26 protein-coding genes are annotated in these 25200 nt (G+C 40.5%); 1 reads left to right on the top strand and 25 read right to left on the bottom strand.

Features of this window, described 5'->3' with window-relative positions; translation table 11 throughout:
* Positions 1–199 precede the first annotated feature (199 nt).
* The 19 genes from V470_04565 to V470_04475 form a co-directional block, all read right to left on the bottom strand.
* Positions 200–1192: a pyruvate dehydrogenase gene (locus tag V470_04565; GenBank protein AHZ47704.1), complete on the bottom strand. Its 993-nt coding sequence runs from the start codon at positions 1190–1192 to the stop codon at positions 200–202.
* 16 nt (positions 1193–1208) lie between these two features.
* A complete protein-coding gene (locus V470_04560; GenBank protein AHZ47703.1) occupies positions 1209–2177 on the bottom strand; it encodes a pyruvate dehydrogenase in 969 nt (322 codons plus the stop codon).
* A 179-nt stretch (positions 2178–2356) separates the two neighbouring features.
* Positions 2357–3697: a multidrug transporter MatE gene (locus V470_04555; GenBank protein ID AHZ47702.1), complete on the bottom strand. Its 1341-nt coding sequence runs from the start codon at positions 3695–3697 to the stop codon at positions 2357–2359.
* 41 nt (positions 3698–3738) lie between these two features.
* Positions 3739–5007, bottom strand: coding sequence for a dihydroorotase (locus V470_04550; GenBank protein AHZ47701.1), 1269 nt, complete (start codon positions 5005–5007; stop codon positions 3739–3741).
* A 12-nt stretch (positions 5008–5019) separates the two neighbouring features.
* Positions 5020–5484 carry a DNA mismatch repair protein MutT gene (locus V470_04545; protein AHZ47700.1) on the bottom strand — a complete coding sequence of 155 codons (465 nt, stop codon included), beginning with the start codon at positions 5482–5484 and terminating at the stop codon, positions 5020–5022.
* Positions 5485–5493: 9 nt separating this feature from the next.
* On the bottom strand, positions 5494–6147 hold the full coding sequence (locus tag V470_04540; GenBank protein ID AHZ47699.1) for a uracil-DNA glycosylase: 654 nt from the start codon (positions 6145–6147) through the stop codon (positions 5494–5496).
* Positions 6148–6158: 11 nt separating this feature from the next.
* Complete coding sequence (locus V470_04535; GenBank protein ID AHZ47698.1) at positions 6159–6914, bottom strand: hypothetical protein; 756 nt, start codon at positions 6912–6914, stop codon at positions 6159–6161.
* A 122-nt stretch (positions 6915–7036) separates the two neighbouring features.
* On the bottom strand, positions 7037–7330 hold the full coding sequence (locus V470_04530) for a hypothetical protein (protein ID AHZ47697.1): 294 nt from the start codon (positions 7328–7330) through the stop codon (positions 7037–7039).
* Positions 7331–7353: 23 nt separating this feature from the next.
* On the bottom strand, positions 7354–8046 hold the full coding sequence (locus tag V470_04525; protein AHZ47696.1) for an HAD family hydrolase: 693 nt from the start codon (positions 8044–8046) through the stop codon (positions 7354–7356).
* A 66-nt stretch (positions 8047–8112) separates the two neighbouring features.
* Positions 8113–8529, bottom strand: a complete 417-nt coding sequence (locus V470_04520) for a hypothetical protein (protein AHZ47695.1) — start codon at positions 8527–8529, stop codon at positions 8113–8115.
* A gap of 86 nt (positions 8530–8615) precedes the next feature.
* The gene (locus V470_04515) at positions 8616–9119 is read right to left on the bottom strand and encodes a hypothetical protein (GenBank protein AHZ47694.1); all 504 of its coding nucleotides are present in this window, start codon (positions 9117–9119) and stop codon (positions 8616–8618) included.
* A 284-nt stretch (positions 9120–9403) separates the two neighbouring features.
* Positions 9404–9946, bottom strand: a complete 543-nt coding sequence (locus tag V470_04510) for a hypothetical protein (GenBank protein AHZ47693.1) — start codon at positions 9944–9946, stop codon at positions 9404–9406.
* Between the two features lie 197 nt (positions 9947–10143).
* Positions 10144–11058 (bottom strand): peptidase, encoded by a 915-nt coding sequence (locus V470_04505; GenBank protein AHZ47692.1) that lies wholly within the window; start codon positions 11056–11058, stop codon positions 10144–10146.
* A gap of 167 nt (positions 11059–11225) precedes the next feature.
* Positions 11226–11624: a membrane protein gene (locus tag V470_10635; GenBank protein ID AJZ74451.1), complete on the bottom strand. Its 399-nt coding sequence runs from the start codon at positions 11622–11624 to the stop codon at positions 11226–11228.
* Positions 11599–12510 (bottom strand): exopolysaccharide biosynthesis protein, encoded by a 912-nt coding sequence (locus V470_04495; protein ID AHZ47691.1) that lies wholly within the window; start codon positions 12508–12510, stop codon positions 11599–11601. Before V470_04495 ends, V470_10635 begins: the two co-directional genes overlap by 26 nt.
* Positions 12507–13550, bottom strand: coding sequence for a sugar translocase (locus tag V470_04490; GenBank protein ID AHZ47690.1), 1044 nt, complete (start codon positions 13548–13550; stop codon positions 12507–12509). Before V470_04490 ends, V470_04495 begins: the two co-directional genes overlap by 4 nt.
* A 191-nt stretch (positions 13551–13741) precedes the next feature.
* Positions 13742–14578 (bottom strand): AraC family transcriptional regulator, encoded by an 837-nt coding sequence (locus V470_04485; GenBank protein ID AHZ47689.1) that lies wholly within the window; start codon positions 14576–14578, stop codon positions 13742–13744.
* Positions 14579–14777: 199 nt separating this feature from the next.
* On the bottom strand, positions 14778–15272 hold the full coding sequence (locus V470_04480) for a Fe-S-oxidoreductase (GenBank protein AHZ47688.1): 495 nt from the start codon (positions 15270–15272) through the stop codon (positions 14778–14780).
* A 176-nt stretch (positions 15273–15448) separates the two neighbouring features.
* Complete coding sequence (locus V470_04475) at positions 15449–16753, bottom strand: enolase (GenBank protein AHZ47687.1); 1305 nt, start codon at positions 16751–16753, stop codon at positions 15449–15451.
* A gap of 162 nt (positions 16754–16915) precedes the next feature.
* Between V470_04475 and V470_04470 the strand changes: the two genes are divergently transcribed.
* Entirely contained in the window at positions 16916–17362 is a 447-nt protein-coding gene (locus tag V470_04470) for a hypothetical protein (GenBank protein ID AHZ47686.1), read from the top strand.
* Here the strand turns inward: V470_04470 and V470_04465 are convergent.
* The 6 genes from V470_04465 to V470_10630 all read right to left on the bottom strand — a co-directional run bounded on the left by V470_04465 (position 17359) and on the right by V470_10630 (position 24950).
* Entirely contained in the window at positions 17359–18474 is a 1116-nt protein-coding gene (locus tag V470_04465; GenBank protein AHZ47685.1) for a glycerate kinase, read from the bottom strand. The two genes, V470_04470 and V470_04465, sit on opposite strands and share 4 nt — an antisense overlap.
* A gap of 9 nt (positions 18475–18483) precedes the next feature.
* Positions 18484–19128: a phosphoserine phosphatase gene (locus V470_04460; protein ID AHZ47684.1), complete on the bottom strand. Its 645-nt coding sequence runs from the start codon at positions 19126–19128 to the stop codon at positions 18484–18486.
* 58 nt (positions 19129–19186) lie between these two features.
* Positions 19187–20620 (bottom strand): glycogen synthase, encoded by a 1434-nt coding sequence (locus tag V470_04455; GenBank protein ID AHZ47683.1) that lies wholly within the window; start codon positions 20618–20620, stop codon positions 19187–19189.
* Positions 20617–21756, bottom strand: coding sequence for a glucose-1-phosphate adenylyltransferase (locus tag V470_04450; GenBank protein AHZ47682.1), 1140 nt, complete (start codon positions 21754–21756; stop codon positions 20617–20619). The genes V470_04455 and V470_04450 overlap by 4 nt, the downstream gene beginning before the upstream one ends.
* The gene (glgC, locus tag V470_04445) at positions 21746–22888 is read right to left on the bottom strand and encodes a glucose-1-phosphate adenylyltransferase (GenBank protein AHZ47681.1); all 1143 of its coding nucleotides are present in this window, start codon (positions 22886–22888) and stop codon (positions 21746–21748) included. Before glgC ends, V470_04450 begins: the two co-directional genes overlap by 11 nt.
* Positions 22889–23060: 172 nt before the next feature.
* Positions 23061–24950 (bottom strand): glycogen branching protein, encoded by a 1890-nt coding sequence (locus V470_10630; GenBank protein ID AJZ74450.1) that lies wholly within the window; start codon positions 24948–24950, stop codon positions 23061–23063.
* Positions 24951–25200 lie beyond the last annotated feature (250 nt).

The raw sequence follows: 25200 nt of genomic DNA, 5'->3' as shown, positions 1-25200 counted from the left end.
TGGACACGGAACGTGTCTCAAATTACTACGGTTGCCGCTATCAGGCGGTCAACCTTGTAGACTTACTAAGTTTTTTGTCGAATATTATCAATTTGTCAAAAAACTGTCACAACTTTACAAATAAGTTGGATACGAAATGTATCTCAAGTTGTTAAAGTTAAAAATCTCTATAATCTTACATAATTTAATTTATGTAAGATTATTCTTTGTTATAGGTTTTACGGATGGCATCTTTGATGCTTTCAACTGTTGGAATCATTGCATTTTCTAGATTTTGTGCGTAAGGCATTGGCACATCTTCTCCGGCGCAACGGCGGATTGGTGCGTCTAGATAATCAAATGCTTCTGATTCTGAAATAATAGCTGAAATCTCTCCGATATAGCCACTTGTTTTGTGGGCGTCGTTGACCAGAACGACCTTACCAGTCTTCTTCACTGAGTTAATGATGATATCCTTATCAAGTGGAACGAGGGTACGTGGGTCCACAATTTCAACTGAAATTCCCTCTTCTGCTAATTCTTCAGCAGCTTGAACCACACGGCGAAGCATTTTTCCATAAGTAACGACTGTTACATCTGTACCTTCGCGTTTGATTTCCCCAACCCCAAGTGGGATTGTATAGTCTGGATCAACTGGCACTTCCCCTTTTTGGTTAAATTCTGACTTGTATTCAAGGATGATAACAGGGTTGTTATCACGGATAGAAGACTTGAGAAGTCCTTTCATGTCAGCAGGTGTACCTGGAGCTACAACCTTAAGACCTGGGATGTGTGTGAACCAAGACTCTAGAGACTGAGAGTGCTGAGCTGCAGAACCAACTCCGTTACCAGCTGCACATCGGACAGTCATTGGAACCTGACCTTTCCCACCAAACATGTAACGTGTTTTAGCAGCTTGGTTGACGATATTGTCCATGGCAATGACCGAGAAGTCCATGAAGGTCATATCGACGATTGGACGAAGTCCTGTCATGGCTGCTCCTGCTGCTGCACCTGAGATAGCAGCTTCAGAAATCGGACAGTCACGAACACGTTCTGGACCAAATTCTTCGAGCATTCCAACAGAAGTTCCGAAGTCTCCTCCAAAGACACCGACGTCTTCTCCCATCAAGAATACATTTTCATCGCGACGCATTTCCTCAGACATAGCAAGGATAATGGTGTCACGGAACGACATTGTTTTTGTTTCCATTTTTATCTCTTTCTCCTTAGTCTGCGTAAATATCTTCAAATGCTGATTCTAGTGGTGGGAATGGGCTTTCTTCTGCAAATTTAACAGAAGCTTCTACTGCTTCCTTGACTTGTGCTTGAATTTCTTCCAATTCTTCTGCACTTGCAATATTGTTTTCAATGAGGTATTTGCGAAGGTTTTCGATTGGGTCTTTTTGTTTCCACAATTCCACTTCTTCACGAGTACGATATTTACCAGGGTCAGATGATGAGTGGCCAAGCCAGCGATAGGTTACACTTTCGATCAAGACTGGGCCATTGCCACCACGAACATGATCTACAGCTTTCTTAAATCCTTCATAGACATCGATGACGTTGTTCCCATCTTCGATAAACATTCCAGGAATTCCATATGCCGCACTACGTTGATGGATATGCTCTACATTGGTCATTTTCTTGATATCCGCAGAGATCCCATAACCGTTGTTAATGCAGTAGAAAACAACTGGCAAGTTCCAAATAGAAGCCATGTTGACTGCTTCGTGGAAGACACCTTCGTTGGTCGCACCATCTCCAAAGAAGCAAACGACGATTTTTCCAGTGTTTTGCATTTGCTGACTGAGGGCTGCACCAACAGCGATTCCCATACCACCACCTACGATACCATTGGCACCAAGGTTACCAGCATCCAGGTCAGCGATATGCATAGAACCACCTTTTCCTTTACAGGTTCCAGTGTATTTCCCGAGGATTTCAGCCATCATTCCATTGAGGTCAATCCCCTTAGCAATGGCCTGTCCATGTCCACGGTGATTTGAGGTAATCAGATCATCTGGATTAAGAGCCAGCATTGCTCCGACGTTAGCAGCTTCCTCTCCGACAGAAAAGTGAGTCATACCGGGAACTTTTCCCTTTTTCACTAACTGAGCAATTTTTAAGTCCATGCGACGGATTTCTTCCATCTTACGGAACATCTCTAGCAAAAGATTCTTATCTAAAGTTGACATAATCTTGCCTTTCTAACTTTGTTCTTACCTTACTATTTTACCTTTTTTAGTATACACTGTCAAAGTATATGGCTAATAAAATTTCACAATATAAAAAAATAAATCCCTGTTAAAACAGGGATTCTCTCTAGTTAGAGCTTTTTTTCACAAAGTTGTTTTTTCAGGATAATTTCTTAAAATTAGCTCAATCTTTTCATTACGGTTTTCAAACGCCATTGATACAAACAACCAGAAACAATCAAGCTGGCAATTAACCCAATCCAGTAGGCAAATGCCCCTAAGTCAGTTACTTGATCTAGTAGATATCCTAGTGGTATCGCTACTCCCCAATATCCGATTAAGCCAAGATAGAAAGGAACGATAGTGTCCTTATACCCTCTTAAAATTCCTTGGAGCGGAGCCGCAAAGGTATCAGCTAGCTGGAAAAAGAGACTGTAGGTTAGAAATACAGCAGTTGTTTCAATGAACTGAGAGTCATTCCCATATAGACTTGCTACACGATCTCTAAAAATGTAGAGAAAAGATAGGGTAAGACCTGCAAAAATAAGGGCGGTTACTCTCCCCAGACGAGCATAGATTTTTGCATCCTCAAAACGTTTGGCCCCCACCTCGTAAGACACAACAATCGCCATAGCAGAGGAAATACTCATAGGAAAAGCATACATGAGACTCGAAAAATTCATAGCTGACTGGTGACTGGCAATGATGAGCGATGAAAACTTAGCCATGATTAGTCCAACCACGGAGAAAATGGCTACTTCAGCAAATACGGTTCCCCCGATTGGTAGACCTAATCGAACACCTTCCTTGATTTTATCTATATTTAGTGGAATGCGTTTTTCAAGATGTAACGCTTTTAACCTTTCTTGTTTGAATAAAACAAGAATAGAAATCCCCAATAAAACCCAATAGGCTAGTGAAGTTCCTAGTCCTGCTCCTGCGCCACCAAGCTCAGGGAAACCGAAAGCTCCATATATCAAGAGATAGTTAAAACCACTATTGAGCGGAAGTAATAGGAGCATGAGGTACATAGATAGCTTGGTCAATCCAAGAGAATCCAACAAAGAGCGAATGACACTGAACAGCAACAAGGGAATAATTCCAATAGACAGGTACCAAAGATAGGAAACTGCAACTGCCGCCACTTGAGCTTCTAGTCCGATGTTGGTTAAGACAGGTGGCGCTAAGAATACTACCATTCCAAGCAAGACCAAAGACAGTCCGAAAGCCAAGTAGATAAATTGGTAAAAATCAGATGCTACTTCTTCCTTTTTGCCCCGTCCCAGATGATGGCCTATGATGGGAACCATGGCCGAAACAATCCCTGTTAAAAAAGTAAAGAAAGGATTCCATAGACTCGTTGCGGTTGACACCCCCGCCAAGTCCATGGTATTGTACTGCCCAGTCATGGTTGTATCAACAAAAGAGGCAGAATAATTGGCAAATTGATAGATCAGAATAGGGAAAAATATCTTAAGAAATAAGACAAACTTGTCTTTAAATTGATGGGTTGGATACATATACGCTCTCTATTCTTATAGTTTCTAGAGCAGAATCCCATCTAGTTTTGGTAGACAATTTGTCCCTTGCAGATGGTATATTTAACCTGCCCTTTTAAAGTTTCACCGATAAATGGGGAATTAGCTGCTTTTGACGCAAAATGGGAGTCCACAAGGCGGTCAGCCTTAGCGTCAAAGATAGTGATATCCGCTGGACCATTCTCAGCCAAGTAACCTGCTTCAAAGTTGTAAAGCTTGGCTGGATTGACAGTCATTTTTTCTAGCAATTCCATCAAGCTCAACTCACCAGCTTCCACCAAATAAGTCAAACCAAGAGAAAGAGAGGTTTCCAAACCTGTCATACCAGATGGTGCTTTGGTGATATCTTCAACATTTTTCTCATCTGCATGGTGAGGCGCGTGGTCCGTTGCGATAACTGTGATAACACCTGACTTGAGACCTTCGATAACGGCACGACGGTCTGACTCCAAACGAAGTGGAGGATTCATTTTGGCATTGCTTCCTTGAGTTAAAAGAAGAGCTTCTGTCTTAGAGAAATGCTGTGGCGCTACTTCTGCTGTGACCTGCGCACCTAGTCCTTGAGCAAACTCCACCACCTTGACACTTTCTTCCTTAGACAAATGCTGAATGTGAACATGGGCCTTGGTTGCATAGGCAATCATAACATCGCGCGCAATCATAGCGTACTCAGCCACTCCTGTCGCTCCACAGATATGGAAATGTTCTTTAGCGATGTTTTCGTTAAAGCCAAGAATTCCATTCAAACCTGGATCTTCCTCATGAAGGCAGATAAAGGTATTGAGTTTTTTGGCTTCTACCATTGCTTCCTTAACCACTTTACTACTTTCAAGCGGAATTCCATCATCTGAAAAACCAACGGCTCCAGCTTCTAAAAGAGCCTTAAAGTCTGTCAAGTCTTGGCCATTAAAGTTCTTGGTAATAGTCGCAACTGTCTTGACGTTAATCTTTTCCTTGGCAGCAGACTGGAGAACTTCTTTCAAAGTCTCTACGTCCGAAATGGTTGGACTAGTATTAGCCATCATGACAACCGTTGTAAAACCACCTGCAGCAGCCGCTAGTGCCCCAGTATGGATGTCCTCCTTGTGGGTTTGACCAGGTTCACGGAAATGAACATGAATATCCACTAGTCCAGGCGCAACTACAAGACCAGTAGCATCAATTAGCTCTGCTCCTTCTTCCTTGATTTCGGGAGCAATCTTGACAATTTTCCCATCTTGCACTAAAACATCACACACTTGATCCAAACCAGACTTGGGATCCATTACACGACCATTTTTGATAAGTAGCATCTGCTTTCTCCTTTATTCATAGAAATCGACTTGGGTATCCAATAATTTATCCCCATCATAAACAAACTTGGCTGAAAAGAAGGGTTTGTCCTCTAAAAGCCACTCAACAAAGGTGTGGTCACCTTCCCAAGTTGGCTTGCTCAAAACCTCGTCATAGGGAACCCATTCCAGCGTCCCCTCATTGCAGTCAATCAAGTCACCCTCAAACTCTGTCACCTTAAAAACATAGGTGTACCAGTCTAAATCTGGCGTAAATTCAGGAAAAGTGATAACACCTTTAAGTACTGGCTTGGCTTTGAGACCTGTCTCTTCGAGGATTTCACGCGCAGCGCATTCTTGAGGAGTCTCACCTCGCTCTAGCTTCCCACCAACACCAATCCATTTACCTTCGTGGACATCATTGGGCTTCTTATTGCGATGGAGCATGAGCAGTTCTTTTCCGTTATCAATGTAGCAAATCGTCGCTAACTGAGGCATATTCTCTCCTTATCTAAGCCAATCGATTGGCTCTTGTCCTATCTCTGTTAAGAATGCATTGGCCTTGGAAAAAGGCTTGGAACCCCAAAATCCTCTATAAACCGATAAAGGACTAGGATGGGCTGATTCGATAATTAAGTGGTGAGGATTGGTAACCAAGACCTTCTTCTTGCGTGCATAAGCGCCCCAGAGCACAAAGACTACTGGTCTATCTAGATTATTGACCACCTGAATCACAGCATCTGTAAATGGCTCCCATATCTGCCCAGCATGACCATTGGCCTGCCCAGCAGGAACCGTCAAGCAAGCATTGAGAAGTAAGACTCCCTGCTCAGCCCAAGACGTCAAATCATGTGATTTCTTAACGCCGATATCATCTGACAATTCTTTTAAAATGTTTTGCAAGGACGGCGGAGCTGGGATTGAGTCAGGTACAGAAAAACTCAAACCCTGCGCTTGACCTGGCCCGTGATAGGGGTCTTGCCCTAGAATCACCACCTTCACTTCTTCAAGTGGTGTAGTCAAGAGAGCCTGAAAAACTTTTTCCTTAGGTGGATAAACAGTTCCCTGAGCATAGACCTGTTCCATAAATTGATTGATTTTCCCAAAATAGCCCTCAGGTAATTGCTCCTTAATCAAAGCATGCCAAGACGAATGTTGCATCTTTCTCTCCTTTATCGTATCCATCTAAAAGCACGTCTTAATTCATCCGTACCATTTTTAAAAAAGCATAAACCATGTGCAAGAATGATCTTATCCGGTTTCCAGTTTAACATACGGGAAAAGGAAACCTTTGCCTCTATTTGTCTTCTAAAAAAAGTCATCCTATAATCGATAGGAGTTTGCCCATCAGGGGCTGTTACACGGGCTAAACGATAAATTTTTCTTCGGATTGGACTAGCTATCTTTTCTGGTTCAAAATTCTCTATAAGGTCCGTTACAATGAGTGTTTTAGTCGATTTATGAAAAAATACGACCTCTTCGATGACAGAACTTCCCTTAAAAATAAGTTGATCAATCTCATCAGACCATAAGTCAGGTGCCTTATCAGTTAAAGGAGCATCAAATTCCACCATGACATTCTGACTTTTTGCTCTCTCTTCAACTCCTGGACTAGACCATGCTTGTGCATAAGGATATCTTTTTTTCCAATCTGCAATATAGGCGTAGTGAATCTTATTGGGTGAAATTAGGTAAGCGACTTTGCCCAAAGCGTCCAGTTCAGTAAAGAGCTCCTCATTTGGCGCAATAGGAGAATGAATCCAGAGTTTTCCATCGTTTAACTTTATCACTGTCATACGTGTCTGAAAAGGAAGTTTGAAGACCTTCAAGTCCATTTGTATCAAGTCACCATCTGCTATCCAGATATTTTGATCAACTTCCTTTAGTGTATACAATGGTTCATAAAGAGAAAGTTCTGGTCTTGACATCGTTTACCATTCCTTTATTTTTACTGCCTCTATTATAGCAAAAAGTGGCTATCTAAACCACTTTTTACAGTTCTTATATATACTGTTATTGACCCTGTTATTTGACATTAGTATTCACAGTATCAATCAGCCATTAAAAACTTTTCGATTGTATCAATAGCATAGGAAAGTTGATTATTTACAGACTTCATCCGTTCAAAATTAGCATCCATATAGTAGAGTTCAGATAAGCCACCCCTAGGAAGAAAGAGTGAATGGTGGATATTCATCTTCTCTCGAGTACTTAACTCTATATGATTGCTTATGATATACTTTAACTCTTTTAACGAATTTACTTGGGCAACCACACCTTTTAACTGATACTGCTCGATGAGATTTAGTAAGTTATCAATCTCTTCAATGACTTTAGTTTCCATATCAACACCTCTTAGGGAAATCACTACAAAGCATCTAAAAAATTCAGCAAGTCTTGGTAAGAATGAACTTCATAAGTTGGCTGGGCTTGTGTATGATTTTCGAGGTGATGAGGATTGTACCAGATAGTATCAATCCCTGCATTATTGCCTCCTTGAATATCAGCCGTTAAGGAATCTCCGATCATCAGCGTCTTTTCTTTACTAAATCCTACAATCTGCTGACCGATTTTTTCATAGAATAATGCATCAGGCTTTTGCGTTTGCAATTGCTCGGAGATAAAGACTTGGTTGAAATAGGGAGCCAGACCTGATTGAGCCAGACGACCCGTCTGAATGACAGTAATGCCATTTGTCGCAGCGTACAGATCATAATCACGTTCGATGAGGCTATCCAAGAGTTCATGAGCACCCGACAGAGTTTGTCCCTGTTGGGCTAAGTAAAATTGGTAACGCTGAGCAAGCAACCTACCGTCTTTCTCCAGTCCAAAATGAGCAAACAAACGTGAAAAGCGCGTGTTAACCAGTTCTTGTTTACTGATTTTCTTTTGCTCCAAGTCCTTCCATAGAGCCTTGTTCATAGGAACGTAATAGTCTTTATAGGCTTGGATATCCGCAACTCCTTCTTCTTTTAGAAGTTGTGTCAAAGCTACATCCTCAGCAGCATCAAAATCAAGCAAGGTGTGATCTAGATCAAAAAGTAGAAATTTGTAGGGCATTGAGTTTCCTTTCTGAAAATTCATTATGAATATTATAGCATAAATGAATCTTTGATTTATTGAGTTTCAAATACTTTTTACACTCACATTTTGACCGTGCTCAAGTGCAAATCTAAAACTAGTCAGCAAAACTTCGATTAAATCTTTTCCGGAACTCGTTATGAAATAATGTGATAAATTTGTTATATGCTCTGCGATATTATTTCCCCAAGGAGGAGTGAGTGACAAGTCTTCAAAATCCCATATAACATCCTGAGGGAGAAATTTTTTCAACTCCTCTTGGATAGATACCAACTCAGCTATTCCTCTTTCAACAGATTCAAAAGGAACATCTCCCCAGTAAAGCTTATTCATTATTACTGGGTATCTACTTCCCCACTCATTATTCTCTAATCGAATGAAAATAGTCGAAAAGAATGAATTAAAAAGACTCCCTTCTCCTATAGTCCACCAATTATAACCAACCATTAACCCTACAGACATAGATATTCTCCTATTCATTTTTAATATTATTTAACGTCAAATAAAGTTTTATATTGATAGTATCTAAAACATACATTCATTATCCCCTACCCCAACTCCTTGGCTATTCTGCTCTTTTCAAGTTTTCCCTTAGTAATTCGTTTCCATAAAACAAGTGGATTTAGACTATAGGATAAACGTAGGAGGAAATAATTTACCCATTCGATAAGGGCAAAAAGCTGTATTAGCATGGCTATAATACCCACTTGGAAACTCTGTGTATTCCAGACTATAAAAGGAAAGCCTGAAATAAGTAAAACAAGGTCTAGTATTCTGAAACAACCATATAGTTTGGGGACACTAGCGCTTCCGAACTGAGGTTTCGAGAGTCTTCTAATCAAAATCGCCCAATAGATTGAACCTTGAAGCAAAATAAATGTCAGTAAATACAAGGGATAGAGAATGGTTACTAGACTATTCACGTCACTAAGCCGATTTTTCAAAAGGAAAAAACAAAACCAAAAGGATAGGACGGCTGTAAGTTCTCCCAAACAGAGGGACAGCAACTCTTTTCTAACTTTCTCTTTTTGTACGTTCATCATCTCCCCCATCTATCTATCATCCTATATCAGAAAAACTCCATTCTAAGCAGTTTATAGTCAACATTTCTCAGAACAAAGGCATTCTAAGCATCGAACAGCTCAATTACTTTAATATCAATGCAATTCTAAACTTAGATTTACTATAAAATAAATGTTTTAGAGCTATTCTAAGTCTATGATAGCCTTAAAATTTAATTTTTGAAGGATCCTAAAGCTAGAATAACTCAAAAATCACGAGAATGAAGTTATTCGAAGCTTAGAATAACCTTTGGTGAATTTCAATAGCACTTCAACTAGCTAGTCTTACAATTTTTCTGATGAGCTTTAAGTTTTTTGATAGCCCAGTCATAGTGGCTGGAGGTGCTACTAACAAAGTAGGAACCTAGACTTGTCCCTCCTGTCCACTTATAGATACCTTTGGTAAAGAGTTGGTCATTGCTAAAGCCTTCCATCAACTCTAAAACCTCTCTATGCGATTGCGCCAAGAGTCTAGTTGATTCTTCTAATGTCGTTTTCTGGTGCTTCTTCCAAAATGCGTCATTCATTTCTCCATAGGTTTTCCAATTATAAGGTTCAGGGAGAAAAGGTCTTTCAAGACCCTTTTGATTGGAATGTACCCAGATCAAAAGCAGCTGATGCCATTCATAGAGATGGATCAGGACATCCCGTAGATTTTTATCTCTTTTCCAGTGAGCTTCTTTTTTCTTTTGGTCTTTTGAAAAATCAAAAGGAGTCTGTAGCTCCTCTTCACTTAGGTGAGAAATTAGGAGATTAAGTTTTTCATAGTTTTCCTTAGAGGCTAACACTAGCTCCTCTTTGGTTTTTGGTCTAGTCACAGGATTTCTCCCTTCATTTTCTAGTAGTTTAAGGTGTTTTCTTACTTCATTATACCATAATCATAACCACCCGTCTAACGGGTGGTTTGTCCCAGGGCCTTACGGAGCGAGACGGACTAATAGTCACATAATCAAAAAGCAGTTCTTCATTTTAAGAAAAACTGCTTCTACTAACTATTTTTTTATGCTTATAGTCACTACTTTATATATAAATCTTTAAAGAGACCATCTACTTCTGCTATCTGACAGAGCAAGCGGGATAGTTCTTGGTAATCTTCTTTTAAACATGAAAGATGAGCTTGGCCAAATAGAGATGCCAATTCCTCTTTTAATCTTGCCCCTTCTGGATCATACGCCTTTAAGAATTTACTGAGATAGAGATTTCGAACAGCCGCAAGTTTAAAGCTGAAATACTGATGCAATTGTTTTTGCTCAGTATTTAAGCCGTTTTCAGTAACTGCTTTTGCATAGCATTTCAAAACACCGTTTTGACCATTCTGATATCGGGACTTTATAATCTTTGCCGTTTCCTGATAGATTTCAGTCTGACTCGGACTCTTGACCTTCTTAAAATTTCCCCACATGGAGTAAGATCCACGCTTATAGTCAATAGTCTCTGCCTTCCAGGCTTCTAATATGTCATTAAAAGCAACCTTCATGCAGGCAAAACCAGCTGGATCATGCAAATAGAGGTGCTGATGATCAATGCCATACACGGTTACGAAGTGATCCACACCATAAAGAATTGTGTAATTGGGATTGTAGGTCAGATGCCCCATATCAAGAGGTCCCAGTACGACAGGTCCATTGGACAGAAAGGTTTCCAACTTTCCTTTAATCTCTTCCAAATCAACTTCAGTTCCATCTTTTAGATAGAAATCCTCATAGTCAAAACCTAGTATTTTTAAGGAATGGGAGATGGAAAGATCTGGCATTCCGTTATCAAAGAATACTAGAGGGTGCTGGTCATCTTCCTTTACGATACTAGCGCCATTGCCCATCACCATAATTGCCTCTAAAAAGTCTGCTTTAAAGTCATAACCATAGCTATCCAGTGCCATTGCCAATGAATAGCTATAGCAAAGTGACACATCTCCAAAATACATCTGCATATTCCTGCCTCCTTATCTTCTATGGGACTATTATACCGAGAAAACTATTCTCATGCCCCATAAAATCCAAACAAAAAATATGGGTATTTGTGATCTATGGTCATGAATTTCTACAAGAAAACTGGCTGTTTTTCTCAACAACCAGTTTTCAATTCTTAAGCTAATTTTTAACTGTTTTTCTTATGAAAGAAAAGCGAGGCGATAGCCAAAATAACAAAGGCTAGGCCAACATACCAGTAAGGTTGATCTAAGGTCGTTGAACGACCTGATAGATTGACAATTCCTCGAAAGAGCATTCCAGCTGTTAGGACTGCAACTGCTGAGTTCCACAAGTTTAGGCTGAGTCGCCCTAAGTTTGGCATGATTTTCAACAATAATGCTAGAACGATGCCCCCTACTAGAGGGACTGCAAAGAGATAGTGCATATGAAGCGAGGTCTCCCCAAAACTAAAGGACTCGTAGATACGGCTAAATGCAAAGAAGAAAATAGTGAGAAGACTATAGCTAACGAGTGTCTTTTTGAGACGTTTGTTTTTGATTTTAGTAACCGATGTAGACAATATCACTCACCGCCCTTTCTGATATCTTGCTTCCACCTGTAGTCGGTTTATTGATTACCTGACCGTTAAAGTAGAGAGTTGAGGATCCACCACCATCAAGGTTATAGGCTGTCTTCACTCCGTAAGATTTCATCACTTCTGCCATCTGGTAAAGAGACAATCCCTTGCTTTCAGAGGTACGACCATCCGAAACGACGATGATGTAGTGGTTTTCATCGATAATCCCAATAGCTGTACGAGGATTGGATGACATGGCTTGACCGACTTCTGTATTGGTATCAACGGATATTTCTCCATTCTCAACTAGAGACGGACCAAATGCCAGTAGATTGACGACACCGTCCTGAACCAACTGATCAACTGAAACTTGGTCCTCGTAGATGATTTTAAAGGAGCCGTCCTTGTAAATAGCAAGGTCACCGTTACTAGCATCTTCACGGACACTGTCCCGATATACAACTCCATTACGGATAACATAACCAGAGCTATTAGCTCCATAGTAGTCACCGTTGACAGCTAGAATAGCATTGTTTTCAGCAGCCGTTACAGAGGTTTTAGCTGTGACGTTGGTTCCATAGGAGTTTTGAGCTAGAGCTGTTTTGAGATAATTCGATGAACTAAGGTTTATATCTGCCACATAGACCTGCGTTTCATTCACAGTCTTTTCAGTGAGGTTGACACTGATATTTCCATCTGAATAGCTAGTATCCGTCACCTGGGCATTTTTTGCTGCCTGACTTGCTGCTGTGGTGTTAGACGTTGAGCTGGCATTAGATACAGTAGAAATCGTTTCAGCAAGTACAAAGGTCTTCAACATCGAATAGGTAAAGGAACTTGTCAGGAGCAAGCCCAAGACCGAGGCGTATAGATAGGGTTTCTTTAAAACTTTCATAATGGGCTACAGATCCTTTCTTTGAAAATAAAGCGAGTTTGAACTGTCCAAGAGAGGATAAAGAGCATGATTCCAACAAGTATCTTCGCGATTAGCAAATTGACTCCAAGACTAGAATTGAAAAGTCGAATCAGGATGGTGTCTAAGATAAAGAGACCAACTGCTAATCCAAAATAACCTGATCCTGTTTTAAAACTGCTCGCCTTGTTCTTGAAGACCAATTTTTTGTTGGTAGAAAAGTTAAATACAGAACTAGTCACACGTGCCAAACCATTTGAGAGAAGGACACGCAAACCTGTCGGAATAAAGCTCAAGCATAGAATAGAGAGAGCGTAGACCACATAATCTACGATAAAACTACTAAAAGACGAGAGCGCAAACTTTAAAATATTTTTATAAATCATCAAGCCATCCCGAATAGGTCGGAAGTGAGAAGCCTCATTGTCGTTGATATAGACCGTTTCAATCGGAACTTCTAAGATTGGGTAGGCTTGGCTTGCTTCAAGGAGCATGTTCATCTCGTATTCATACCGTTGTCCTTCTATCTTAAGCATAAAAGGAATCAGATCCGTTGAAAAGGCACGTAATCCTGTCTGTGTGTCGGATACAGCGACACCTGTCTGCAGTTTAAACAAGATACGAGTCAAGCTATTTCCAAAGCGACTACGCAAGGGAACCTTGCCAGTAAAGGCACGGACACCAAGGACAAGTGTATTAGGATTTTCATTTGATTTGGTCAAACTACGAAAGATGTCCCAGATCCTATGCTGGCCGTCTGCATCTGCTGTAACCACAGTCCCTGGTTTATTGAGAGACTGAATGTACTCAAAGGCTGTTTTCAGAGCTTGCCCTTTTCCTTGATTGACCTGGTGGCGAAGGACCGTCGCAAAATCCTCCGCTTGAGCAAAAATGTCTTGGCATTCTGCCGAACTTCCATCATCAATGACAATGATGTAAAAATCGCTCTTGTTGTGAATCTTTTCAATCAATTTGATGAGATTGTAGTCAGGTTCGTAAGCTGGGATAACTAGATAGTTCATATTTACACCTCTTTCTTTGATGATTGGAAAAGTATACAGGAAAATGCTTAAAAATTCCTTATACTTAAATTAAAGTAAAATCAGATTTGCTGTTTTTTTCATAAATTCGTTCAATCAAACGAAGAAAAACTCTGTAAAAGCTATCTTCTACAGAGTTAGGTTTGCATCTTTATAAAAAATCAGAAAATGATCTAGTCCCTGATGACTGGTATCCAGAGTTCCATTTGGTAGTCTGGGGACGACATATCTCCTTTGAAATAAACTTCAAAGTCTGGGGCTCCTGAGTGGCGATAGCCTGTTTCAGGGAAAAAGACCTCCAAGACATATTTCCAAGCATTGTGAATGCTAGCTGGTATAGGGCCTTTGACTGGTACGATAGCATATTCAGCGGCTGGGACATCTTTGATGGACAGACCTAGTTCTTCTGCTTTAGCTTTATCCGTCACATCATAAGCAGCCATATAGTTGATGATTTCTCCTTCTTTGACATCCGAGCAGACACCAAAGGATTGCCCACTACCCAAACTTTCTAGGTTTTCAACGCTGTGATTGTTATAGAGATTCTCCCAAGCGGACGGGCATTTGCTATTGTCAATAGCCTCCAATAGGACGCCTGCCACGGTAAAAGCAGGCTTCTTTTGAATCTTGATATCCATGTTCTTTCCTCCTGTGATTTTTAAGGATAATTGAAGTCTAGGAAAGATCCGATAAGGTTTTCCATTTCGAACTTCTGAGGGTGTTGCCCCATGGAATTTCTTGAAGGCTGCGCTGAAGGCATCCGCAGACTCATAGCCGTATTTCATCGCTATGTCAATGACTTTCTCAGAGCCTTCCCGCAAGTCCGTCACAGCTTCTGACAGCCTGCGATTGCGCAAGTATTCTGCTAAAGTCATATCTGCTAGGATGGAAAAAAGCCTGCTAAAGAGAGCATAAGAATAGCCTGATAGCTGCTGGAATTTCTGCAAATCCACTTCTGCGTCCAACTTACTTTCCAGATATTCCATGGTTCGATTGAATTGATGCATCATATTCTTTTTCACCTCACAAAAGATACTAAGACCGTTAAAAGCAAAGTGAAAATTGGACAATTGACGGAGGGGCTCCTGCTCCGAAAAAATTTCATCTTTTTCACACAGCTTTTAGGCCGTGTTCAATTCTAACTATAGTCTAACAGATATAAGATACTTCCGCCCCAGAATTTTTGTACAAGATTTAAAGGTGTAAAATCTATAACTTATCTTTTAATTTCTCAACAAAGAGATAGGCTGCTGGGCAGGTCAAGGTATTCTTAATCGTCAAATGGTTGATTTGATGGATCTTTTTCCGATCTGTATGGGGGAATTCACGACAGGCCTTGGGACGAACATCATAGATGGAGCAGAGATTGTCTCCTCCTAGAAAGGGGCAAGGCATGGATTTGAAAACCTTATCCCCGTCTTCATCTACCTGTAAAAACTCTGCTTCAAAGGCTGGTAATTTCATCTTAAAGTACTTAGCGATACGGGTAATATCTGCTTCTTTAAAGTCGGGCCCCAAAGTCTTGCAACAGTTAGCACAGGCAGTACAATCAATCTCAGCAAAGACTTCTTGGTGAATCTGCTGCGCAATCTTATCTAAGTTTTTAGGAGGTTTTTTCTTTAGATTAGCTAACACTTTGCGGTGCTCCTTCTGCTTTTGCAGTGCTAGTTGGTGGTAATACTCAATATCAATCTCTTTAGACATAATTTCTTCCTAATACAAGTGTTTTTGTCTATTATACCATAAACACTGCCCCCTTTTTGCTCCCTGAACAGAAAAAAAGCCCTTCGGAAAAAATCCGAGGGGCTTAAAACGTTGTTAAATCAACGGCCGAACTTTTGAATTTCAAGGTTCGGGATAAAATAGTTCACTGAACTATTTTATTTTTTCAAGTTGTAGAATGATTTCAATCCACGGTATTCAGCTACTTCACCAAGTTGGTCTTCGATACGAAGCAATTGGTTGTATTTAGCGATACGGTCTGTACGTGAAAGTGAACCAGTCTTGATTTGTCCTGCGTTTGTTGCAACTGCGATATCAGCGATTGTTGAATCTTCAGTTTCACCTGAACGGTGTGATACAACGGCAGTGTAACCAGCTTCTTTCGCCATTTCGATAGCGTCGAATGTTTCAGTAAGAGTACCGATTTGGTTAACTTTGATAAGGATTGAGTTAGCAGCACCTTCTGCAATACCTTTTTCAAGGTAAGAAGTGTTTGTTACGAAGAAATCGTCACCAACCAATTGAACTTTACCACCAAGACGTTCAGTAAGAGCTTTCCAACCGTCCCAGTCGTTTTCGTCCATACCATCTTCGATAGTGATGATTGGGTATTTGTTTACCAATTCTTCAAGGTAGTCGATTTGTTCTGCAGCAGTACGTACAGCGGCACCTTCACCTTCGAATTTAGTGTAGTCGTAAACTTTACGTTCTTTATCGTAGAATTCTGATGAAGCACAGTCAAATCCGATAAATACGTCTTTACCAGGAACATATCCAGCAGCTTCAATCGCAGCAAGGATAGTTTCAACACCGTCTTCAGTTCCTTCGAAACGAGGAGCGAATCCACCTTCGTCACCTACGGCAGTTTCCAAACCACGTGATTTAAGGATTTTCTTAAGAGCGTGGAAGATTTCAGCACCCCAACGAAGAGCTTCTTTGAATGATGGTGCACCAGCAGGTACGATCATGAATTCTTGGAAAGCGATTGGAGCGTCAGAGTGAGAACCACCGTTGATGATGTTCATCATTGGAGTTGGAAGAACTTTAGTGTTGAATCCACCAAGGTAGCTGTAAAGTGGGATTTCAAGGTAGTCAGCAGCAGCACGAGCTACAGCGATAGACACACCAAGAATTGCGTTTGCACCCAATTTACCTTTGTTAGGAGTACCGTCAAGTGCGATCATAGCACGGTCGATAGCTTGTTGGTCACGTACATCGTAGCCGATGATTGCTTCAGCAATGATGTTGTTTACGTTGTCAACAGCTTTTTGTGTACCAAGACCACCGTAACGAGATTTGTCACCATCGCGAAGTTCAACTGCTTCGTGTTCACCAGTAGAAGCTCCTGATGGAACCATACCACGTCCGAAAGCACCTGATTCAGTATAAACTTCTACTTCAAGTGTTGGGTTACCGCGTGAGTCTAGGACTTCGCGAGCGTAAACATCAGTAATAATTGACATTTTTTACTCTCCTTTGAGTTAAATTTTTTACACCTCTATGATACCTTAAAAATAAGCGTTTTTCAAGAAAAAACGTTATCTTTGTGCAAATTTTCCTTAACTTTATAAAGTAATCGCTTTCTTTTGTCTGTTTTCTTGCGATTTTTGTGATATACTGTTTTTATGACAGATTTATCAAAACAACTATTAGAAAAAGCTCATGGTGGGCCGAAATTAAACCCAGACGAACAACGCCGCTATCTCGGCACTTTCGAGGAAAGAGTTCTTGGCTACGCGGATATCAGTACTGCCAATAGTTCTGAATTAGAACATGGATTTTTCTCTATTTTAGAAAGTTTTCAAGAAAAGGTAGAGATACTTTTTGTGAAAATCTCACCAAGTATCGAGTTTGACAAACAGGTCTTTTACTTAAAACAAGCAAAAGAAAGTAACTGTCAGGCGACTATTGTTTCAGACGATCTTATCACCTCTCCTTTTGGTCTTGTCATTCATACAAATGAACCTGTTCAAGTAGAAGAAAAGGACCTCAGACTTGCATTTTCAAGTCTTTGGGAGGACAAAAAGGCAGAGCCACCTAAAAAATCCATCTGGAAAAAATGGTTTGGTTAATGATTTCTCATATTTAATAAACGACCAATATTAGTAGCTGTGTGCTCCAAATAGAGTCTTGCATTTTTCAAACTGTCTTCCAAAGGTTCACTTTTCTCTAAAATGGAAAAGGCTGCTTGTATATTTTCGAATGGTAGGGAAGGTAAATCCTCGGAAAGACTACCACAAATAGCGATAACTGGAACTCCTTCAGGAGTTCTTTTTGCTACACCAATAGGAGCTTTTCCAGCAAAGCTTTGACTGTCCAGTCTACCTTCTCCAACGATAACCAAGTCGGCCCCTGCAACCTTCTTGTCAAAGTCAATCAAATCTAAGCAAGTGTCAATCCCAGATACGATAGTGGCCTCAGCAAAGGCACAGAGCCCAGCCGCAATCCCACCGCCGGCTCCTGCTCCTTTAAGAGAGAGGGTTGATGGTGAAAATTTTTCATAGAACCGCTGTATAGCCAAATCTACTGTCTCAAACAAAGCAGGATCCAAGCCCTTTTGTTTTCCAAATGTATAGGTCGCTCCTTGAAGACCACATAGAGGGCTCACGACATCTGCTAAAATTCGGATTTTCACATCTTTAGGAATCCTATACAACTTGCTATTGGAAACTGATTCAAACTCAAGCAAAGTCTGACCGCAAGCTGGCAATTCTTTTCCATTCTTATCATAAAAACAATAACCTAAACCAGCAGCAATGCCTATACCACCGTCATTACTAGCCGTACCACCAACTCCGATATAGATTTCTTTCATCCCTTGATCAACGAGATGGCGAATCAACTCTCCGATACCTCTGGTTTGGATGTGGAGAGGGTTTCGTTTCTCCTGCGGAATCTTTCCTAAACCAACCAAGTCAGCAACTTCGAAGAGCGCTATTTGATCTTTTTGAAAGTAGCGCATTGCTTCATTTAGACCAAAAGGTCCCGTAACCTCTTGCCATTTTTCTTCTAGTTCAAGAGAATGTCGGATAGCATCTACAGTTCCTTCCCCACCATCGCCTACAGGGCAAAGCAGACATTCTACATCTGCTATCGATTTTTGGAATCCTCTTTTTATAGCTTGAGCGACCTCTTCTGCCGTCAAACTTTCTTTAAAAGAATCGGGTGCAATTACAATTTTCATAGTTCCCTCTCATTCTAAGAAATCAATCAAAGGTAGAACTTCCAAAAAATCCCTCGTATCTACATGACAAGCTATCTCTGTTTTTACGACCTCTTTGGCACAAAATGCAATACTACATCCTGCTGTCTTTAACATCAAGAGGTCGTTAGCACCATCACCGATGGCAATCGTTCTTTCTTTGGGCAGTTCTAATTCCTTTCTCCATCTCTCAAGAGTAGCTTTTTTTACTTGACCTGTCACAATTTCACCAACTGATTTTCCTGTTAAAAAACCGTCTTTGACTTCCAACTGGTTGGCAGAGAAATAGGAGATACCAAGGGATTTTGCTAATCTCTCAACTATTGGTGCAAATCCACCAGACACTAGACCAACTAGAATACCCTTCTTTTGAAGTAGGGAGATAAATTCTTGAGCATTCTTAGACAGATGAATGGATTTGAAGACAGTATCAAAGACTGAAATCGGAAGACCTTCTAACAAAGCCACTCTCCCTCGTAAGCTTGTTTCAAAGTCCAGTTCGCCTCGCATTGCCTGGCTTGTAATCTGCGATATTTCTTCTTCGCAACCTGCTTCTTTTCCTAAAAGATCAATCACCTCTTCTGCTATCAGGGTGCCGTCAACGTCCATGACACACAAGCCTTTTTCTTGAGACATAAGCTTTCCTTTCTAAACAGCCCAAAAATCGTATGAAAGAATCATACGATTTTATCTATTAGTTGACTAAACTATGGTACAAGTCCATGTAAGATTTGCAGGCTGTATCCCATGAGAAATCGCATTCCATAGCTTGTTTTTGTAGATTTCTCCAAACGTCCGGCTGGTACTTATAAACATCCAAGGCTGTTTGGAAACTCCAGTTAAGCCAGTATGGTGTTAAATTGTCAAAGCTAAATCCAGTTCCAGTTCCTTCGATTGGATTGAAGGATTGAACTGTATCTCTTAGTCCACCAACCTCATGAACCAATGGTAGAGTTCCATAGCGCATCGCCATCATTTGAGACAAGCCACATGGTTCAAAACGACTTGGCATGAGGAAGAGGTCACAAGCTGCGTAGATTTCTTGAGCAAGTTTGACGTCAAAAGTGATATTTGCTGATAGCTTGTCAGGATAGACTTGAGCAAACCATGAGAAGGAATGTTCAAAAGCCGGGTCACCTGTTCCTAAAAGGACTATTTGAACGTCCTCCTGTAAGAAACGATGCAAGCTTTCTACAACGACATCAAAACCTTTTTGGCGGGTCAAACGAGAGACAATCCCAACTAGAGGAACATCTGCTCTCACAGGCAACCCAACTCTTTCTTGCAATTTTGCCTTATTTTGCGCCTTTCCAGACAAATCTTCCTTATCAAAATGATAGTCTAAAAGTGGGTCTGTTTGAGGATTATAAAGATCTGCGTCAATACCATTAACAATCCCTGAAACCTTACCTGACTCCATGCGAAGAATCTGATCCAAACCGCAGCCGAACTGACTGGTCATAATCTCGTGCGCATAGCTAGGGGAAACGGTTGAGACACGATCCGCGTAGAGAATACCTGATTTCATCCAGTTGAGACAATCATTCCAGCGAAGGGTGCCATCAGCATAGCGTTCAAAGCCCACACCGAACAAATCCCACAGCATTCCTTCAGAAAATTGACCTTGGAATTCCAAATTATGAATAGTTAAAACGGTTCTGATTCCTTGATATGCCTGAATCCAATGGTACTTTTCTTTTAACAAGAAGGGAATCATGGCTGTGTGGTAATCATGAACATGTAGAAGGTCAGGGATAAAGCCGATGCGTTCCATAGCTTCAAGAGCAGCCAGTTGGAAAAAGGCAAAGCGCTCACCATCGTCAAAATCACCGTACACATGACCACGGAAGAAATAATACTGATTATCAATGAAGTAGAAAGTAACCCCATTCAAGACCGTTTTCTTAATGCCACAGTACTGTCTACGCCATCCCACACTAACTTCAAAGTGGAGAACATCCTCAATCTGGTCTCCAAACTTAGCTTCTACCATATCATAATAAGGCAAGAAAACTGCAACTTCGTGCCCCGCTTTTACAAGTGATTTGGGAAGTGCGCCAATAACATCGCCCAAACCACCTGTTTTTGAAAAGGGTGCTCCTTCTGCCGCTACAAATAAAATTTTCATGAGTAAATGTCCTCTGTTACTGTTTCACCCTTCTTAACTACAACTGGATGTTCTGCTGTGCCTCGAATGACAACACCGTCCGCAACCTCAACTCCCTTGTCTAGAATGGCATATTCAACCTGGGCACCTTGACCAATCACAACTCGAGGGAATAAAATGCTGTCCTTCACCACACTATCTTTGTGAACATAAATGTTACGAGATAGGACTGACTGAACTACTTGACCCTCAATGATACTACCAGAAGCAAACTGAGAAGTACTTACTTTTGAAGTATTCGCATAGTAGGTTGGTTCTTCATTCTTAACTTTGGTATAAATCTTTTGATTTGGTGAGAAAAGAGAGTAGAATTTTTTAGATTCAAGCATATCAATATTTGCTTGATAGTAGGATTGAACAGAGTGAATATTTGCTAAGTAGCCTGTGTATTCGTATGCAAAAGCACCTTCTTTTACAGCCAAATCGCGAAGAACATAGCGCAACTTTTCAGGATATTCTTTCTGAGCCTCTTCTTCAAGTCGTTCAATCAACCAAGGAGTATCCACAACAAAGATATCTGTAGACATGTTGAAGAGTTCATCTGTAGATTTATTATCAAAGAGTTTGTGCGAACGAACATGGTCAGTTTCATCGATTTCCAAGATAGCATTCACATCTGAAATGTCTTTCTTTGGAAGTTTCTTATATACAACTGTGATCGGACCATTCGTTGTATTGTGTAGGTGGAAGACTTGATTCAAGTCAATATTCACCAGCACATCGCAGTTAATCGAAACGGTTTGGTTTGAACCTGAACGTCTCAAGTAGGTAAGAAGCTGTTGGTAATACTCTTTTCCAACTGTACTGCTTTCAACACGAGTATTGTAAATTCCTAGATAGTAGTGACTTAGAAGGGTTGACAAGCCCCACTCACGACCTGAACGAATATGGTCGAATACTGAGCTGATATTATCTTGTTGGAAAATACCAAAGATACTACGAACACCTGCATTTGCAAGACTGGAAAGGGGGAAGTCAATCAAACGGTATTTCCCACCGAAAGGCAAGCTAGCCACCGGACGGTGTTCTGTTAACGTTGACATATCATGAAAACCAACTGTGTTTCCTAAAATGGCTGAATATTTATCAATCTTCATCTGTTGCTACCCCCACTACTTCATTGTATCCTACTACTTGTACTTCGTCCGTTCCGTCAATCTCTACGCCGTCAGCAATAATGGCACCCTCACCGATAATAGCACGAGTAATCTTTGCTCCATGGCCAATAATAGCCCCACTCATGATGACAGAATCAACGACCTCGGCTCCTTCACGAACCTGTGCTTCTGTTGAAAGAATCGAACGTTTAACCGTTCCATCTACAAAACAGCCATCCACGACCAATGAATCCTCAACGTGTGCATGTGCTCCAAAGTAGTTGGGTGGTGAGATCAAGTTTCTTGAGTAAATTTTCCACTGACGATTGCGGCTATCCAAGGCATTTTCTGGCGAAATGTACTCCATATTGGCTTCCCAAAGTGACTCAATCGTACCAACATCTTTCCAGTAGCCATTAAATTCATAAGCATAGACACTTTCACCAGACTCGAGATAGTTAGGGATAACGTTCTTCCCAAAGTCTGACATATCCACATTGCTCTTTTCAGCAGCAACAAGCATATTGCGAAGTCGTTTCCAGTCAAAAATATAAATCCCCATAGAAGCCTTTGTAGACTTAGGTTGCGCAGGTTTTTCTTCGAATTCAACGATACGGTTATTGGCATCTGTATTCATGATACCAAAACGGCTAGCTTCTTTGAGAGGTACGTCTAGGACAGCTACTGTCAAACTGGCATTGTTATCTTTATGTGACTGAAGCATATCATCGTAGTCCATCTTGTAGATGTGGTCACCAGAAAGAATCAAAACATACTCAGGATTAACACTGTCGATGTAGTCAATGTTTTGGTAGATAGCGTGACTAGTCCCTTCAAACCAACGGTTTCCTTCGCTGGCTGAATAAGGTTGTAAAATAGAGACACCTGAATTGATACCATCCAATCCCCAGCTCGAACCATTTCCAATATGGTTGTTCAAAGCAAGAGGTTGGTACTGCGTAATCACACCAACATTATGGATTCCAGAGTTTGCACAGTTGGAAAGAGCAAAGTCAATGATACGGTAGCGCCCACCGAATTGCACTGCCGGTTTGGCAATGCTTTGAGTGAGTTTTCCGAGACGTGTTCCTTGCCCACCCGCAAGGATCAAAGCTAGCATTTCATTCTTCATTTTCTACTCCTTTATAAAGACATGTGAACGTTAAAATCGAAAGAAGGTCGGAAGTCAAACTTTTTTATAAAAATAATAGGAAATCCATTTCTCTTGTGTTTCAAGTCCAATACAAGTACATTCGTTTTTAAAATCTAAAAAATTATAATCAATAGCTCATTATTCTTTTTTCTTATTTCTTAGCTGGTTTCAAACGACGCTTGATCTTCCAGATGCTTGCTCCCATGGCAGGCAAGGTAAAGGTCAAAGTCTGCTCATAATCTTTCCATAAGCCTTCTTGAGTCTGAACTGTTTGATTGTGCTCTTTCCACACACCTCCCCATTCTTCTAATTCTGTATTCCAAACTTCTTCGTAAATACCTGCAACAGGTAAACCAATCGTAAAGTCCTTACGTTCAACTGGTGCCATATTAAAGACACATACTAACATTTCGTCTTTCTTGCCCTTACGAATAAAGGAAAGGACACTCTGATCTCTATTATCAGCATCGATAATCTCGATACCATCATAACTAGTATCAATTTCCCACAGACAGCGATGGTCTTTATAGAATTGATTCAGTTGTGAAGTGAAATGCTTCATCTTGGCATTCATCGGATCTTCTAGATTAGACCATTCCAACTGCTCCTCAGACTTCCACTCGAGGAATTGCCCGTACTCACTACCCATGAACAAGAGTTTCTTACCTGGATGACAAATTTGATAGGTGTAGAGATTGCGCAGACCTGCGAACTGATTGTAGCGATCCCCCCACATCTTATGCATCATACTCTTTTTGCCATGAACCACTTCATCATGTGAGAAAGGCAGGAGATAGTTTTCATTGAAAACATACATAAAGCTGAAAGTCACAAGATTAAAGTCATACTTGCGATAAATCGGATCTTCCTCGTAGAAACGGAGAATGTCGTTCATCCAGCCCATATTCCATTTATAGTCAAATCCAAGGCCACCCATTTCTTTCATACCAGTAATCTTTGTCGCTGATGAACTTTCTTCTGCAATCATCATGATGTCTGGATGAGCTAACTTAATCACTGTGTTCAACCGTTGAAGGAAATAATAACCCTCGTAGTTAAGGTTTCCACCATCTTTGTTTGGAGTCCAAGGAGCATTATCATAATCTAGATACAGCATATTGCTCACTGCATCGACCCGAATACCATCTAAGTGGTAAAAATCAATCCAAAATTTAATACTTGAAATCAGGAAAGACTGGACCTCATTTTTCCCGAGGTCAAAATTCAGCGCACCCCAACCATAGTTATGAGCCTTGTTGTGGTCTTGGTATTCAAAAGTTGGTGTACCGTCATAATATGCCAATGCATCATCATTAATAGTGAAATGACCTGGAACCCAGTCGACGATAACACCGATATTATTTATATGACACTCTTCAACGAAATCTTGGAATTCCTCAGGTGTACCATAGGAATGTTCAAAAGCAAAGTAACCCATAAGTTGATAGCCCCAGCTCAATCCAAGTGGGTGAGCCATTAAAGGCATGAACTCAATATGTGTATAGTTCATCTCAACTAAGTATGGAATCAACTCGTCTTTCAGTTGCGAAAAAGTATAGGGACTTCCATCTGGATTTCTCTTCCAAGATCCTGCATGGGCTTCATATATATTAACTGGTCTCTCGAAAAATCCCAGACGTTTGCGACGTGCTAGCCAAAGGCCATCTTTCCATTTCTTTTCACGGATATTGGTCAAAACAGCTCCTGTACCCGGTCTAGCTTCAAAAAAAACTGCCAACGGATCGATCTTCATAATCTGGTGACCATTTGCACGCGTGATATGATATTTATAAATCTGACCTTCCTGGGCTTGACTTGTAAAGACTTCCCAAACACCTGCTTCATTACGAACCATGGGAATCTGATTCTCAACCCAATTCGTAAAATCACCAACTAGATGAACTGCTTGTGCATTTGGCGCCCAAACCCTAAAGGTATAGCCAATTTCTCCGTTTTTCTCCTCTCTATGCGCTCCTAAATAATGCTGAAGGTGAAAGTTCTCACCTGTAGTAAAGGTTCTTAATGCTTCTTGATTATTCATTCAATCCCCTTTCTTTTGTAAGCGTTTTCTATAATTCTATTATACACTCTTTTAAGATAACTTTCAAGTAATTTACGAAGGAAATCATATTTTTTTATGAAAGCCTTCAAAAAATTACCTTGCATTTTAAAAAAGATATCCAGAAAATAGAACACGAAACAATTTCCATATATTTTTTTATTATAATACCAGAATATTCGCTTTTTATCAATTTTTTACTGTATTTTTTTGAAAAAAATAAAACCAGAAA

Origin of the sequence: Streptococcus sp. VT 162 (assembly GCA_000688775.2) — a bacterium.
GTDB lineage: Bacteria > Bacillota > Bacilli > Lactobacillales > Streptococcaceae > Streptococcus.
The sequence above is the reverse complement of the archived record's forward strand: the minus strand, read 5'-3'. Positions and strand labels throughout refer to the sequence as shown.